Consider the following 14,077-nt stretch of genomic DNA (forward strand, 5'->3'; position numbering starts at 1 on the left):
TGCCGATTTTCGGCAATCTATGGCCCCGTTCGTAAACGGAGGGTTAGGTCAAACCTGCACCCCGGAGCCCGCAAAATCGCCCTCCGCCGGGCCGGGAGGCCTTGCCGGACCCGGGCAAAAGGGCTATATCCACCGCAACTTATGGTATCTCATACGATCGCGTAGGAGAGTGGGCCCCCCGGGACCCGCTCTTTTTTATTACCTGACGGGACCCAGCGAGGCCGGGTCCAGTTTAGGTAGCGTTAGCGGCCCCTTAAGGCCACCTGAACAACACAACAGACATCAGACAACCTTTAGACCTTAGACAGCCTTTGACACTGGATATGACCGATCCGACCGCCACGTCCGTGGACACCGAACTGCTCGCCGAGCCGCGGCTCGTCGTCGAGCCCGGGGTCGCGGCGCGCGTCGCCGCGGTCGCGGTCCCGGTGCTGCAGGGCATGGGCTATCGCCTGGTGCGCATCAAGGTCTCGGGCGACGCCGGCTGCACCGTGCAGATCATGGCGGAGCGTCCCGACGGCTCGATGCAGCTCGAGGATTGCGAGGCGATATCGCGCGCGCTGTCGCCGGTACTCGATGTCGCCGACCCGATCGAGCGCGCCTACCGGCTGGAAATCTCGTCGCCCGGAATTGACCGGCCGCTGGTGCGCCGCTCCGACTTCGAGCGCTACACCGGGCATCTGGTGAAGATCGAGATGGCGGTGGCGCATCAGGGCCGCAAGCGGTTCCGCGGCCTGCTCGCCGGCGTCGAGGGCAATGCGGTGCGCATCAAGCGCGACGATTCACGTCCCACTGAGGACGCCGAAGTTCTTCTGGTGATGGAGGACATTTCGGACGCGCGGCTGGTGCTGACCGACGAGCTGATCGAGGAATCGATGCGCCGCGGCAAGGCCGCCGAGCGCGAGCTGCGCCGCGAGCTCGGCCTCGCGCCGCCGCAGCCGGCCCACGCCAAGAAGAACGATCCTGCGAAGAGTCAGAAGCCGAAACCCAAGCCTGCTCTCAAGCCCGGCACCAAGCCGGCCCCGACCAACACCAAAAAGCACCGCCTGGCCGCCGAACGCGCGCGCCGTGGCGAGATCGATCCATTCGAAGGAGACTAAGCCATGGCAGTCAGCGCCAACAAACTCGAACTGCTGCAGATCGCAGACGCAGTTGCGCGCGAAAAGTCGATCGACCGCTCCATCGTGATCGCGGCCATGGAAGACGCCATCGCCAAGGCGGCGCGTGCCCGCTACGGCAGCGAGACCGATGTCCATGCCGAGATCGACGCCAAGAAGGGTGAGCTGCGATTGACCCGCCACATGCTGGTGGTCGATGTCGTCGAGAACTCGTCGAACCAGATTTCGCTGCATGATGCGCAGCGCGCCAATCCGGGCGCCCAGGTCGGCGACACCATCGCCGACACGCTGCCGCCGCTGGAATATGGCCGTATCGCCGCGCAATCCGCCAAGCAGGTGATCGTGCAGAAGGTGCGCGAGGCCGAGCGCGACCGGCAGTACCAGGAATTCAAGGACCGCATCGGCGACATCGTCAACGGCATCGTCAAGCGCGTCGAATACGGCAGCGTGATCGTCGACCTCGGCCGTGGCGAAGCGATCGTGCGCCGCGACGAGATGCTGCCGCGCGAAGTGTTCCGCAACGGCGACCGCGTCCGCGCCTATATCTTCGACGTCCGCCGCGAGACCCGCGGTCCGCAGATCTTCCTGTCGCGCACCCATCCGCAGTTCATGGCGAAGCTGTTCGCGCAGGAAGTGCCCGAAATCTACGACGGCATCGTCGAGATCAAGGCGGTCGCCCGCGATCCCGGCTCGCGCGCCAAGATCGGCGTGATCTCGCGCGATTCCTCGGTCGACCCGGTCGGCGCCTGCGTCGGCATGCGCGGCTCGCGCGTGCAGGCCGTGGTGAACGAGCTGCAGGGCGAGAAGATCGACATCATTCCGTGGTCGCCCGACATCGCGACCTTCGTCGTCAACGCGCTGGCGCCGGCTGAAGTCGCCAAGGTCGTGATCGACGAAGACCGCGAGCGCATCGAGGTCGTGGTTCCCGACACCAACAACCAGCTGTCGCTGGCGATCGGCCGCCGCGGCCAGAACGTCCGCCTCGCCTCGCAGCTGACCGGCTGGGACATCGACATCCTGACCGAGCAGGAAGAGTCGGAGCGCCGCCAGGCCGACTTCGAGAACTCGACCCGCGTGTTCATGGAAGCGCTCAATGTCGACGAGGTGGTCGGCCAGCTGCTCGCCTCCGAAGGCTTCACCTCGGTCGAGGAACTCGCGCTGGTCGATGTCAAGGAACTTGCCGGTATCGAAGGTTTCGACGAGGAGACCGCTACCGAGCTGCAGACCCGCGCCCGCGAATATCTGGAGCAGCTTGAGGCTGAACTCGAGGCCAAGCGCAAGGAACTCGGCGTCGAGGACGCCATGAAGGACGTGCCCGGCGTCACCGGCAAGATGCTGGTGAAGCTCGGCGAGAACGACGTGAAGACCGTCGAGGATCTGGCCGGCTGCGCCACCGACGATCTGGTCGGCTGGACCGAGCGCAAGGAAGGCGGCGAGCCGACCAAGCATGCCGGGTTCCTCGATGGCATCGAGGTCTCGCGCGACGAGGCCGAGGCCATGATCATGCAGGCCCGTCTGAAGGCCGGCTGGATCACCGAGGCCGACCTTGCCAAGCCTGCTGAGGAGGCCGAGGCCGCCGAAGCAGAAACGGCCTCGTAAGGAGATGCCCCACGGATGCTCGCTCAGGCTGACCCCGATCTCGACGATGGACCGCGGACGCAGAAGTCCGCGACCACGCGGATGTGCGCGGTCAGCCGCGAGGTGCGTCCGATCGACGAATTGATCCGGTTCGTCATCGCGCCTACGGGCGAGGTGATCCCGGATCTCAAGCGCAAGCTGCCGGGCCGCGGAATGTGGGTTTCCGCCTCGCGGCGCAGCGTTGCGGAAGCGGTCCGTCGTCACCAATTTAGCAAGGGATTCAAGCGCGATGTCCGCGTCGCGCCGACCCTTCCCGCCGACACCGACGCCCTCCTGGTCCGCAGCGTCACCGAGGCCCTGGCGATGGCCGCCAAGGCCGGGCAGGTCGTGGCGGGCTTCGGCAAGGTCGAGGACGCACTCAACCGGAACGAAACTGCAGCCCTGATCCACGCTTCGGACGGCGCAGCGGACGGAATCCGCAAATTGGACGCGATCGTCAGGCAAAGGGGCGAAAAACGTGGTGAATCGCCGGTAATCGCCGTCGTCAATGTTTTGACGTCGGAAGAATTGGATTTGGCACTTGGGCGGTCAAATGTGATACATGCTGCGCTGCTCGCGGGCCCGGCGAGCAAGACGTTCCTGTCGCGCTGCCAGTTGCTGGTCCGATACCGGATGGCCGACGACGACAAGACCGCCGAAGCGGCCAGAAATTCCAGAGCCTGATTCAGGAAGGCGGACGCCGTCTTTCCGACCGGATCATGCTCAGCAAACGACGACAGTTGAAGGATTTGTGCGGCATACGCACAGCGAAACGAGATTAGGACTGCTGAATGGTTGATACCAAGACCCCTGGCGACAAGACTCTGAGTGTCCCGAGCAAGACGTTGTCGCTGAAGCCGCGCGTCGAGACGGGCACCGTGCGCCAGAGCTTCAGCCACGGCCGGACCAAGCAGGTCGTGGTCGAGAAACGCGGCAAGCGTCGCGTCGGTGGCGATGGCCCCGGCGAGGCGCATGCGCCGGAACCCGTGGTTGCAAAGCCGGCGGCGCCCGCCCCCAGGCCGCCGCAGGGCCGCCCCGGAGGCCCGTCGTCGAGCCAGCAACAGCGCAACACCCGCTCCGGCGTGGTGCTGCCGACTCTGACCGAAGACGAGCGTTCCGCGCGTGCCAGCGCGCTTGCCGACGCGCGTCAGCGCGACATCGAGGAGCGTCGTCAGGCCGAAGAGGAAGCCAAGCGCCGCGCCGTCCGCGAGGCTGCCGAGAAGGTCGAGCGCGAGGCCGCCGAGGCCCGCCGCAAGGCGGAAGAGGAACGCCACCGCCACGAGGAAGAGGCCAAGCGCAAGGCCGAAGTCGAGGCCAAGCGCCGCTTCGGCGAGGGCGAAACCAAGCCCGGCGCAGCGCCTGCCGCTGCGCCGGCCAGGCCTGCCACAGCCGCACCCGCATCTGCTCCGGCAGCCCGGGCGCCGGCAGCCCGCACCACGACCACGACGCCTGCGCGCACACCGGTCGTCGCGCCGAGGCCCCCGGGGGTTGCCGCAGAGGCGGCGGACGAAGACGAAGGTCCGCGCCTGGTGCGCCGTCCCGGCGGCGCCGTGCGTCCCGTCGCGGCTCCGAAGACCACCCAGAAGCCCGGCCCGCAGAAGCAGCGCGGACGCCTCACCGTCGTCACGGCGCTCAATGCCGACGACGTGCGCGAGCGCTCGATCGCCTCGTTCCGCCGCCGTACCCAGCGCCTGAAGGGTCACGCCGCGAACGAGCCGAAGGAAAAGCTGATCCGCGAAGTGGTTATTCCGGAAGCGATCACGATCCAGGAACTCGCGAACCGCATGTCGGAGCGCGCGGTCGATGTCATCCGCATGCTGATGAAGCAGGGCGCGATGCACAAGATCACCGACGTGATCGACGCCGACACCGCGCAACTGATCGCCGAAGAACTCGGCCACAGCGTCAAGCGCGTCGCCGCGTCCGACGTTGAGGAAGGCCTGTTCGACGTTGTCGACGATTCCACCGACACCGAGCCGCGTTCGCCCGTGGTCACGGTCATGGGCCACGTCGACCACGGCAAGACCTCGCTGCTCGACGCGCTGCGCCACGCCAACGTGGTGTCGGGCGAAGCCGGCGGTATCACCCAGCACATCGGTGCCTATCAGGTGACTTCGCCGGAAAGCGGCAAGAAGATCACCTTCATCGATACGCCCGGCCACGCTGCGTTCACCGCGATGCGCGCCCGCGGCGCCAAGGTCACCGACATCGTCGTGCTGGTGGTCGCGGCCGATGACGGCGTGATGCCGCAGACGATCGAGGCGATCAACCACGCCAAGGCGGCCAAGGTGCCGATGATCGTGGCGATCAACAAGATCGACAAGCCCGATGCGCGGCCGGAGCGCGTGCGCACCGAATTGCTGCAGTACGAGGTGCAGGTCGAATCGCTCGGCGGCGACGTCGTCGACGTCGAGGTCTCGGCCAAGAACAAGACCAATCTCGACCGGCTGCTCGAGATGATCGCGCTGCAGGCCGAAATCCTCGACCTGAAGACCAATTCGCAGCGTCCGGCGGAAGGCACCGTGATCGAAGCCAAGCTCGATCGCGGCCGCGGTCCGGTCGCGACCGTGCTGGTGCAGCGCGGCACGCTGCGGATCGGCGACATCATCGTGGCCGGCGCCGAGATGGGCCGCGTCCGCGCCTTGATCTCCGACCAGGGCGAGAATCTCGACGAGGCCGGCCCGTCCGTGCCGGTCGAGGTGCTCGGCTTCAACGGTCCGCCGGAAGCCGGCGACCGTCTCGCTGTCGTCGAGAACGAAGCCCGCGCCCGCCAGGTCACGAGCTACCGCGCGCACCAGAAGCGCGAGAACGCGGCTGCCTCGATCTCCGGCATGCGCGGCTCGCTCGAGCAGATGATGTCGCAGCTCAAGACCGCGGGCCGCAAGGAGTTCCCGCTGATCGTCAAGGCCGACGTGCAGGGCTCGCTGGAAGCGATCCTGGGCTCGCTCGAGAAGCTCGGCACCGACGAAGTCGCCGCCCGCATCCTGCATGCCGGCGTCGGCGGCATCTCGGAGTCCGACGTCACGCTGGCGGAAGGCTTCAACGCCGCGATCATCGGCTTCTCGGTCCGCGCCAACAAGGAAGCGGCGGCCGCAGCCAAGCGCAACGGCATCGAGATCCGCTACTACAACATCATCTACGACCTCGTGGATGACATCAAAAAGGCGATGTCCGGCCTGCTCGCGCCCACGCTGCGCGAAACCATGCTGGGCAACGCGCAGATCCTGGAAGTGTTCAACATTTCCAAGGTCGGCAAGGTCGCGGGTTGCCGCGTCACCGACGGCACCGTGGAACGCGGCGCAAATGTTCGCCTGATCCGCGACAACGTCGTGGTGCACGAAGGCAAGCTGTCGACGCTGAAGCGCTTCAAGGATGAAGTGAAGGAAGTGGTCGCCGGCCAGGAGTGTGGCATGGCATTCGAGAACTACGGCGACATGCGTGTCGGCGACGTGATCGAATGTTACCGCATCGAGACGATCCAGCGCTCTCTGTAAGTCCAAATCTTACTAAGCGCGGATCTTACTAAGCGTTGGGTCCATTTAGCTGAAAATGCGACGACGTGGCCGGACTTTAGTCCGGCCACCGGCGCATCGTCGGATTGAAAGCAAAGCTAGACATTGATGCCCGCGGCCAAGGCCGGCGGGCGCGACGGTTTTGGAAGAAGGTCATGCCCCGTCAAAAGAAGAGTTCCAGCCCCGGCGGATCGCAACGTCAGCTGCGTGTCGGCGAAACGGTTCGCCATGCGGTTGCCGAAATTCTGTCGCAGGGTGAGGTCCACGATCCCGATCTGGAAGGCCACATCATCACCGTTCCCGAGGTGCGCATGTCGCCGGACCTGAAGCTCGCCACGGTCTACGTGATGCCGCTCGGCGGACGCGACACCGACGCGGTGATCGCCGCGCTCGAGCGCAACAAGAAGTTCCTTCGCGGCGAGATCGCGCATCGCGTCAACCTGAAATTTGCACCGGACATTCGCTTCCGCGTCGATGAGCGATTCGACGAGGCCGAGCGCATCGAGAAACTACTGCGGACACCTGCGGTGCAGCGAGACCTTGCACCCGATTCGGACGACGAGTGATGACTGTGATGACGACCAACAGCGTGATCGACGCGAAGGATGCCGACGCGCGCGACGCTGAGCGGGATGCTTTTGCCGGGCCGCGCACCGACGATGCGCGCCGCACCAACAACGACCCGCGCCAGAAGCAGGGCAAGCAGAACCAGCAGCCGCGCCGCGACAAGCGCGACGTCCATGGCTGGGTGGTGCTCGACAAGCCGATCGGGATGACCTCGACGCAGGCCGTCGCCGTGCTCAAGCGCCTGTTCCAGGCCAAGCGCGCCGGCCATGCCGGCACGCTCGATCCGCTCGCCTCCGGCGGTCTGCCGATCGCGCTGGGCGAGGCCACCAAGACGGTGCCGTTCGTGATGGACGGCCGCAAGCGCTACCGCTTCACGGTCAGCTGGGGCGAGGAGCGCGACACCGACGACACCGAGGGACGGCCGGTCCGGACCAGCGAGAGCCGGCCGACCGCCGATTCGATCCGCCAATTGCTGCCGCGCTTCACCGGGGTGATCGAGCAGATCCCGCCGCAATATTCGGCCATCAAGGTGCAGGGTGAGCGGGCCTATGATCTCGCACGCGACGGCGAGACTGTGGAACTGAAGCCCCGCCCGGTCGAGATTCACGAATTAACCCTTGTAGAACATGGGGATAACGGACAATCCGTGTTCGAGGCCGAGTGCGGCAAGGGAACCTATGTCCGGGCCCTGGCTCGCGATATGGGCCGGATTCTGGGCTGTTTCGGCCATATCTGCGCCCTGCGGCGGACCCTGGTCGGTCCGTTTACCGAGCGGGACATGATTCCGCTGGAACAGTTGGAGGCTTTATGCAATAGAGCCGCGTCTGGCGAGGGCAGCCTCGCCGACGCGCTTTTGCCCGTTGAGACCGCGCTGGACGACATCCCGGCACTGGCCGTCACACGGGCTGATGCGGCAAGGCTCCACAGGGGCCAGGCCGTTTTGTTGCGCGGACGGGATGCGCCCAATACCAGCGGCACAGTCTATGTCACGGTGGCAGGCCGACTTCTCGCGCTTGCCGAAATTGGCAATGGCGAACTCATCCCCAAGCGCGTGTTCAACCTGAACGGACTGACTGCCAGTCCGGCTCGCAACAACGAAAGTAACTGACGATGTCGATTACCGCCGAACGCAAAGCGGAAGTCATCAAGACGAATGCCAACAAAGCCGGCGACACCGGCTCGCCCGAGGTTCAGGTCGCGATCCTGTCGGAACGCATCAATAACCTCACCGAGCACTTCAAGAGCCATGTGAAGGACAACCATTCACGCCGCGGCCTCCTGAAGCTGGTGTCGACGCGTCGCTCCCTGCTTGACTACATCAAGCGCAAGGACGAGGCGCGCTACAAGGCGCTGCTCGAGAAGCACAACATCCGTCGTTGATTTGAGAAGCACGCGCGCGAGGTTCGCGCGCGTTTTCGTATGGTCGTCCGTGAACTCGGGCTTTCGAATTGTCGAAAGATGATCATGCGCAACAGCATGGCCATCGCGCCATGCACACTAGCGTCCAGCAGCAATCCGGCCGCTGGACCGGGCAAGATGCCCAGATGACCGAAAGGATGGACGCCATCCGAAATCCAGGGACCATGGCAGGATCGCCGGATGCTGACCGCAGCAGCGCATCAGTGTCTCGCCGTCTTGGCATGGTCTTTGTGTTTCGGGGCGCCGTGCTTTCGTGAAACCATGAAAGAAAACCGAAATGTTCAATTCGCATTCCGTCGAGATCGACTGGGGTGGACGTCCCCTCAAACTTGAAACCGGCAAGATCGCCCGCCAGGCCGACGGTGCCGTGCTGGCCACCTACGGCGAGACCGTGGTGCTTGCCACCGTCGTCGCGGCGAAGACGCCGCGCGAAGGCGTCGACTTCCTGCCGCTCACCGTCGACTACCAGGAGAAGACCTACGCCGCGGGCCGCATTCCCGGCGGCTATTTCAAGCGCGAAGGCCGTCCGACCGAGAAGGAGACGCTGGTCTCCCGCCTGATCGACCGCCCGATCCGTCCGCTGTTCGTCGACGGCTGGCGCAACGAGACCCAGGTGATCGTCACCGTCCTGTCGCACGACATGGAGAACGATCCGGACATCGTGTCGCTGGTCGCCGCCTCCGCCGCCCTGACGCTGTCGGGCGCGCCGTTCAAGGGCCCGATCGGCGCCGCGCGCGTCGGCTTCGCCAATGATGAATACGTGCTCAACCCGACGCTCGACGAGATGACCGAAACCCAGCTCGACCTCGTCGTCGCCGGCACCGCCGACGCGGTGCTGATGGTTGAATCGGAAGCCAAGGAGCTCAACGAAGACGTGATGCTCGGCGCGGTCATGTTCGGCCACCGCCACTTCCAGCCGGTCATCAACGCGATCATCGAGCTCGCCGAGAAGGCCGCCAAGGAGCCGCGCGAAGTCACCACGATCGACAATTCGGAGATCGAGAAGGAGATGCTCGGCATTGCCGAGCAGGAGCTGCGCAAGGCCTACGCGATCCCGGTCAAGCAGGAACGCTATGCCGCGGTCGGTGCCGTCAAGGAGAAGGTGCTGGCGCACTTCTTCCCGGAAGGCCAGGAGCCGAAATACGACAAGCTCCGCGTCGCCGGCGTGTTCAAGGAACTGGAAGCCAAGATCGTTCGCTGGAACATCCTCGACACCGGCAAGCGTATCGACGGCCGTGACGCCAAGACCGTGCGCAACATCATCGCCGAAGCCGGCGTGCTGCCGCGCGCCCACGGCTCGGCGCTGTTCACCCGCGGTGAAACCCAGGCGGTGGTGGTGACCACGCTCGGCACCGGCGAGGACGAGCAGTACATCGACGCGCTGTCGGGGACGTACAAGGAAACGTTCCTGCTGCACTACAACTTCCCGCCCTACTCGGTCGGTGAAACCGGCCGCCTCGGCGGCACCAAGCGCCGCGAGATCGGCCACGGCAAGCTCGCCTGGCGCGCGATCCACCCGGTGCTGCCGCCGCATCACGAGTTCCCGTACACGATCCGCGTGGTCTCCGAGATCACCGAATCGAACGGCTCGTCCTCGATGGCCTCGGTCTGCGGCGCCTCGCTGTCGCTGATGGACGCCGGCGTGCCGCTGAAGCGGCCGACCGCCGGTATCGCCATGGGCCTGATCCTCGAAGGTCAGCGCTTCGCGGTGCTGTCGGACATCCTCGGTGACGAGGACCATCTCGGCGACATGGACTTCAAGGTCGCCGGCACCGACCAGGGCATCACCTCGCTCCAGATGGACATCAAGATCGAGGGCATCACCGAGGAAATCATGAAGGTGGCGCTCGGCCAGGCCAAGGAAGGACGCATCCACATCCTGGGTGAGATGTCCAAGGCCCTGACCGCCGCGCGTGCCGAGCTCGGCGAATACGCGCCGCGCATCGAGACCTTCAAGATCGCCACCGACAAGATCCGCGAAGTGATCGGCACCGGCGGCAAGGTGATCCGCGAGATCGTCGAGAAGACCGGCGCCAAGGTCAACATCGAGGACGACGGCACCGTGAAGGTCGCCTCCAACGATGGCGAGGCGATGAAGGCGGCGATCAAGTGGATCAAGTCGATCGCCTCCGATCCGGAGATCGGCCAGATCTACGAGGGCACCGTCGTCAAGGTGATGGAGTTCGGCGCGTTCGTGAACTTCTTCGGCGCCAAGGACGGCCTCGTCCACATCAGCCAGCTCGCGGCCAGCCGCGTGCAGAAGACCTCCGACGTCGTCAAGGAAGGCGACAAGGTCAAGGTCAAGCTGCTCGGCTTCGACGATCGCGGCAAGACCCGCCTGTCGATGAAGGCGGTCGACCAGGAGACCGGCGAGGACCTCGAGGCCAAGCAGAAGACCGACGCCCCGGCCCCGCGTGAAGCTGCCGGCGAGTAAGCCTGTTTGAAATGAAACGACGAAGGGCGGCCGAAAGGCCGCCCTTTTTGTTTGATGCGATGTTCGAACGGGCCAGCGCCCTGTCAGACAGTGCGAGATTCCGACGCAGCGTCACAATGACCGTCTTCGAAACGGCATAGGGTGGCTCGCGCGTATCTCGCTATGCTCTGTCGACGGCGACACTGGAGCTACAGGTCAGGAGGAATCGATGTCACTTATATCCCGCCGCCATCTCGTGCTTGCGGCAACTACGACCGCCGCTGCCGCGGCAGCGCCACGTTTCGCGTTTGCGCAGGCCACGACACAGGCCCCGGCCGGACCGTTCAAGATCGAACCGCTGGCCTATCCCGCCAATGCGCTAGAGCCGCATATCGATGCCAAGACGATGGAAATCCATCACGACCGGCATCACCAGGCCTATGTCACCAACCTCAACACATTCGCCAAGGACAATCCGCAAATCGCGGAGAAGCCGGTCACCGAGGTGCTCGCCAATCTCGGTAGCGTGCCGGACGCGATCCGCACCGGCGTGCGCAACAACATGGGTGGCCACGCCAACCACACGATGTTCTGGCAGATCATGGGACCGAACGGCGGCAAGCCCGACGGCGACGTGCTCGCCGCGATCGACCGCGACCTCGGCGGCTTGGAAAAACTCCAGGCCGATTTCAACGCCGCCGGCGGGCGCGTGTTCGGCTCTGGCTGGGTGTTCGTCACCGTGACCAAGGACGGCAAGCTCGCGATCGAGACGCGGCCGAACCAGGACAATCCGATCATGGACGGCAAACGCGCGCTGCTCGGCAACGACGTCTGGGAGCACGCCTATTACCTGACCTACCAGAACCGCCGGCCCGATTACCTCAAGGCGTGGTGGAATACGGTGAACTGGAAGGCCGTGGCCGAGCGTTATGCCGCAGCCAAGGCCGGCACGCTCGGCGTGTGAGCCGCGGGCTCGCCGGTCGCAACGAACTGCGTTAGGCTTGAAAACCCCGTGATCGCTTCGCGGGGCTTCCACCTTTATACGTCCGCAGCTTCGCGCCGCCGGTGCCGAACGCCAAGGGGATCGACGATGACGCTGCCGATCATCCGCCCTGCCCGTGCTGACGAACTTGATGCGATCGCGCGCGCCTGGATGGACAGCTGGGTCTCGACCGGGCTCTCGCAGGCAAGCGAAGGTCTGTTGAACGATCTGCGCACCCGTCTGCCGCGCGAGATCGCGGGCGGCTGGAGCCTGTTTGTCGCCGACGATCACGGCACCATCGCCGCCATGCTGGCGCTGCACCTGCCGACCTTTTTGCTCGACCAGCTGATGGTCGTGCCCACCCATCAGGGCCAGAGCCTCGGACGCCATCTGCTCGCCTTCACGCGCCAACAGATGCCCGACGAGATCTGGTTGAAATGCGTCCGCGAGAACGAGAAGGCCTGGCGCTGGTACGAGCGCGAAGGCTTTGTGTTCGAGAAGGAAGCGCCCAATCCGGTCACCGGCTTCATGATGAAGCACTACCGGTGGAAGAGAGCGAAATTCGTCCATGCCGAAGAAAGGGACCGCACCATGATCAAGCTGTACTGGTCGCCGCGCTCGCGCTCGTTCTCCGCCATCTGGCTGCTGGAAGAATCCGGCCTGGCTTACGAACGGGTGCTGACCGATATCAGCACCGGCGCACAGAAGTCGCCGGACTTCCTCAAGATCAACCCGATGGGCAAGGTGCCGGCGTTGACCGACGGCGATGCCCGGCTCGCCGAGGCCGCCGCGATCTGCGCCTATATCGCCGACCGCTATCCGGAGACCAAGCTCGCGCCGGCCACGAACGATCCGAAGCGCGCACGCTATCTGCAATGGCTGTTCTTCTCGCCGAGTTGCATCGAGCCGGCGCTGATCCAGCTCTTCACCAAGCTCGAGGTGCCGACCAGCACCGCGGCATGGGGCAGCGCGGCACAGGTGTTCGACGTGCTCGATGCCGAGTTGCAGAAGGGGCCATGGATTCTCGGCGATCAGTTCTCCGCCGCCGACATCGCGATCGGCGCGGGACTGAACTTTGCGGTGCGCGTGTTCAAGATGGTGCCGCCGCGGCCGTCATTCGAGGCCTATATCGACCGCTGCGCGGCGCGGCCCGCGTTCCAGCGCGCGGAGAAGATTGCGGCGGGGTAACGCACCGACGTAGCCCGGATGAACGAGATCATCGAATGATCGAGTTGCGCTGCTCCAACCTCCCCTTGAAAGGGGGAGGTCGCTTTGCTCGTCAGAGCAAAGCGGGTGGGGATCTGCTCTCTCCACTTGCAGCGTCGCCTGTGGCTGACCCCCATCCCGACCTTCCCCCTTTTCAGGGGGAAGGGGAATAGCCGCCGAAGCAGTGGCTTCCCAGAAGGCCCTAGCCCGGGACGACGCGCGGATCGACGTCCTGCGTGTAGTCGACGCCGTCGATGCCGAAGCCGAACAGGCGGAGGAACTGGCTCTTGTATTCGCCGAGATCCGCCAATTCGCCGAGTGTCTCGGTGGTGAGCAGCGGCCAGCGCCGCGACACTTCCGTCTGCACTTCCGGCGAAAGCTCCCAATCGTCGACCCGGATGCGCTGCGCATCGTCGAGCTCGACGCCCTTGCCGAGGCGGGTGCGGAACAGGCGGTCGATCTGCTCGATGCAGCCCTCATGGAGCCCGAGCTGCTTCATCACCTTGAACAGCACCGTGCCATAGAGCGGCACCACCGGAATGGCCGAGCTCGCCTGGGTGACCACGGCCTTCAGCGCCACGACACGGGCGGCGTCGGCACCGAGCCGGCCCCGGATCGCTTCCGCCTTGCTGTCGAGATCGACCTTGGCGCGGCCGAGCGTGCCGTTCCAGTAGATCGGCCAGGTCAGTTCGCTGCCGATATAGGTGTAATTGAGCGTGCGGAAGCCCGGCGCCAGCACGCCGGCGTCGGCGAGCTGGTCGATCCAGCGCTTCCAGTCATCGCCGCCCATCACCGCGACCGTGGCCGCGGTTTGCTCCTCGTTCGCAGGCTCAAGGGTGGTCTGGAACACCTCGCCGGTCTCGGTGTCGAGCGTCTTGATCTCGACCGGCGCACCGAGCGGCTTGATGACCGAGCGATAGGTCTTGCCCGTGTCCGGATCGGTGCGGACCGGCGCCGCCATGCTGTAGACCAGCAAATCGAGCTGTCCGAATTTTTCGCGCACGCGCTCGATGAAGGTTGCCTTCAGCTCGTTGGAGAAGGCATCGCCCTCCAGCGTGAGCGGCGTGCGTCCGATCTTCTCCGCCTCGATCTCGAAGGCGCGGTTGTTGTACCAGCCGGCGCTGGCGCTTCTCTTTTCCGACGGCTCGCGCTCCAGCGACACGCCGATCGTGTCCGCGCCGCCGGCGAAGGTCGCAACGATGCGGCTCGCCAAGGCCGTAGCCCGTCGAGCAGCCGAGCACGG

The 14,077-nt window shown here is 65.2% G+C and carries 11 protein-coding genes and 1 pseudogene; 11 read left to right on the forward strand and 1 reads right to left on the reverse strand.

The genetic code is table 11. From position 1 onward, the window contains the following. The first annotated feature begins 323 nt into the window (after positions 1-323). The 11 genes and pseudogenes from rimP (at position 324) to ACVIGB_RS30825 (ending at position 12,816) form a co-directional block, all read left to right on the forward strand. A complete protein-coding gene (gene rimP, locus ACVIGB_RS30775; protein WP_456719828.1) occupies positions 324-1,100 on the forward strand; it encodes a ribosome maturation factor RimP in 777 nt (258 codons plus the stop codon). Positions 1,101-1,103: 3 nt separating this feature from the next. Further along, on the forward strand, positions 1,104-2,717 hold the full coding sequence (nusA, locus tag ACVIGB_RS30780; protein WP_092120684.1) for a transcription termination factor NusA: 1,614 nt from the start codon (positions 1,104-1,106) through the stop codon (positions 2,715-2,717). A 15-nt stretch (positions 2,718-2,732) separates the two neighbouring features. Further along, complete coding sequence (locus ACVIGB_RS30785; protein ID WP_092120687.1) at positions 2,733-3,419, forward strand: RNA-binding protein; 687 nt, start codon at positions 2,733-2,735, stop codon at positions 3,417-3,419. A gap of 107 nt (positions 3,420-3,526) precedes the next feature. Beyond that, positions 3,527-6,229 carry a translation initiation factor IF-2 gene (gene infB / locus ACVIGB_RS30790; protein ID WP_456719827.1) on the forward strand — a complete coding sequence of 901 codons (2,703 nt, stop codon included), beginning with the start codon at positions 3,527-3,529 and terminating at the stop codon, positions 6,227-6,229. A 173-nt stretch (positions 6,230-6,402) separates the two neighbouring features. Next, positions 6,403-6,813 carry a 30S ribosome-binding factor RbfA gene (rbfA, locus tag ACVIGB_RS30795; RefSeq protein ID WP_092120693.1) on the forward strand — a complete coding sequence of 137 codons (411 nt, stop codon included), beginning with the start codon at positions 6,403-6,405 and terminating at the stop codon, positions 6,811-6,813. Further along, positions 6,813-7,922, forward strand: a complete 1,110-nt coding sequence (gene truB, locus ACVIGB_RS30800) for a tRNA pseudouridine(55) synthase TruB (RefSeq protein ID WP_456719826.1) — start codon at positions 6,813-6,815, stop codon at positions 7,920-7,922. The genes rbfA and truB overlap by 1 nt, the downstream gene beginning before the upstream one ends. 2 nt (positions 7,923-7,924) lie before the next feature. Continuing rightward, positions 7,925-8,194 carry a 30S ribosomal protein S15 gene (gene rpsO, locus ACVIGB_RS30805; RefSeq protein ID WP_016844725.1) on the forward strand — a complete coding sequence of 90 codons (270 nt, stop codon included), beginning with the start codon at positions 7,925-7,927 and terminating at the stop codon, positions 8,192-8,194. Positions 8,195-8,510: 316 nt separating this feature from the next. After that, entirely contained in the window at positions 8,511-10,667 is a 2,157-nt protein-coding gene (gene pnp / locus ACVIGB_RS30810) for a polyribonucleotide nucleotidyltransferase (RefSeq protein WP_092120702.1), read from the forward strand. Positions 10,668-10,875: 208 nt separating this feature from the next. Further along, positions 10,876-11,610: a superoxide dismutase gene (locus tag ACVIGB_RS30815; protein WP_456719825.1), complete on the forward strand. Its 735-nt coding sequence runs from the start codon at positions 10,876-10,878 to the stop codon at positions 11,608-11,610. Positions 11,611-11,736: 126 nt separating this feature from the next. Continuing rightward, positions 11,737-12,183: pseudogene (locus ACVIGB_RS30820) on the forward strand (GNAT family N-acetyltransferase); the annotation flags it as partial. Positions 12,184-12,219: 36 nt separating this feature from the next. Then, on the forward strand, positions 12,220-12,816 hold the full coding sequence (locus tag ACVIGB_RS30825) for a glutathione S-transferase family protein (RefSeq protein ID WP_456725040.1): 597 nt from the start codon (positions 12,220-12,222) through the stop codon (positions 12,814-12,816). Positions 12,817-13,036: 220 nt separating this feature from the next. Here ACVIGB_RS30825 and fabV read toward each other — a convergent pair whose 3' ends face one another. After that, positions 13,037-14,047: an enoyl-ACP reductase FabV gene (gene fabV, locus ACVIGB_RS30830; RefSeq protein WP_456749249.1), complete on the reverse strand. Its 1,011-nt coding sequence runs from the start codon at positions 14,045-14,047 to the stop codon at positions 13,037-13,039. Positions 14,048-14,077: the final 30 nt, after the last annotated feature.

It is taken from the genome of Bradyrhizobium sp. USDA 4341, assembly GCF_054063755.1.

Coding starts and splice junctions, on each gene's coding strand:
- rimP (WP_456719828.1), top strand. CDS start 324: ATGACCGATCCGACCGCCACGTCCGTGGACACCGAACTGCTCGCCGAG.
- nusA (WP_092120684.1), top strand. CDS start 1,104: ATGGCAGTCAGCGCCAACAAACTCGAACTGCTGCAGATCGCAGACGCA.
- ACVIGB_RS30785 (WP_092120687.1), top strand. CDS start 2,733: ATGCTCGCTCAGGCTGACCCCGATCTCGACGATGGACCGCGGACGCAG.
- infB (WP_456719827.1), top strand. CDS start 3,527: ATGGTTGATACCAAGACCCCTGGCGACAAGACTCTGAGTGTCCCGAGC.
- rbfA (WP_092120693.1), top strand. CDS start 6,403: ATGCCCCGTCAAAAGAAGAGTTCCAGCCCCGGCGGATCGCAACGTCAG.
- truB (WP_456719826.1), top strand. CDS start 6,813: ATGACTGTGATGACGACCAACAGCGTGATCGACGCGAAGGATGCCGAC.
- rpsO (WP_016844725.1), top strand. CDS start 7,925: ATGTCGATTACCGCCGAACGCAAAGCGGAAGTCATCAAGACGAATGCC.
- pnp (WP_092120702.1), top strand. CDS start 8,511: ATGTTCAATTCGCATTCCGTCGAGATCGACTGGGGTGGACGTCCCCTC.
- ACVIGB_RS30815 (WP_456719825.1), top strand. CDS start 10,876: ATGTCACTTATATCCCGCCGCCATCTCGTGCTTGCGGCAACTACGACC.
- ACVIGB_RS30825 (WP_456725040.1), top strand. CDS start 12,220: ATGATCAAGCTGTACTGGTCGCCGCGCTCGCGCTCGTTCTCCGCCATC.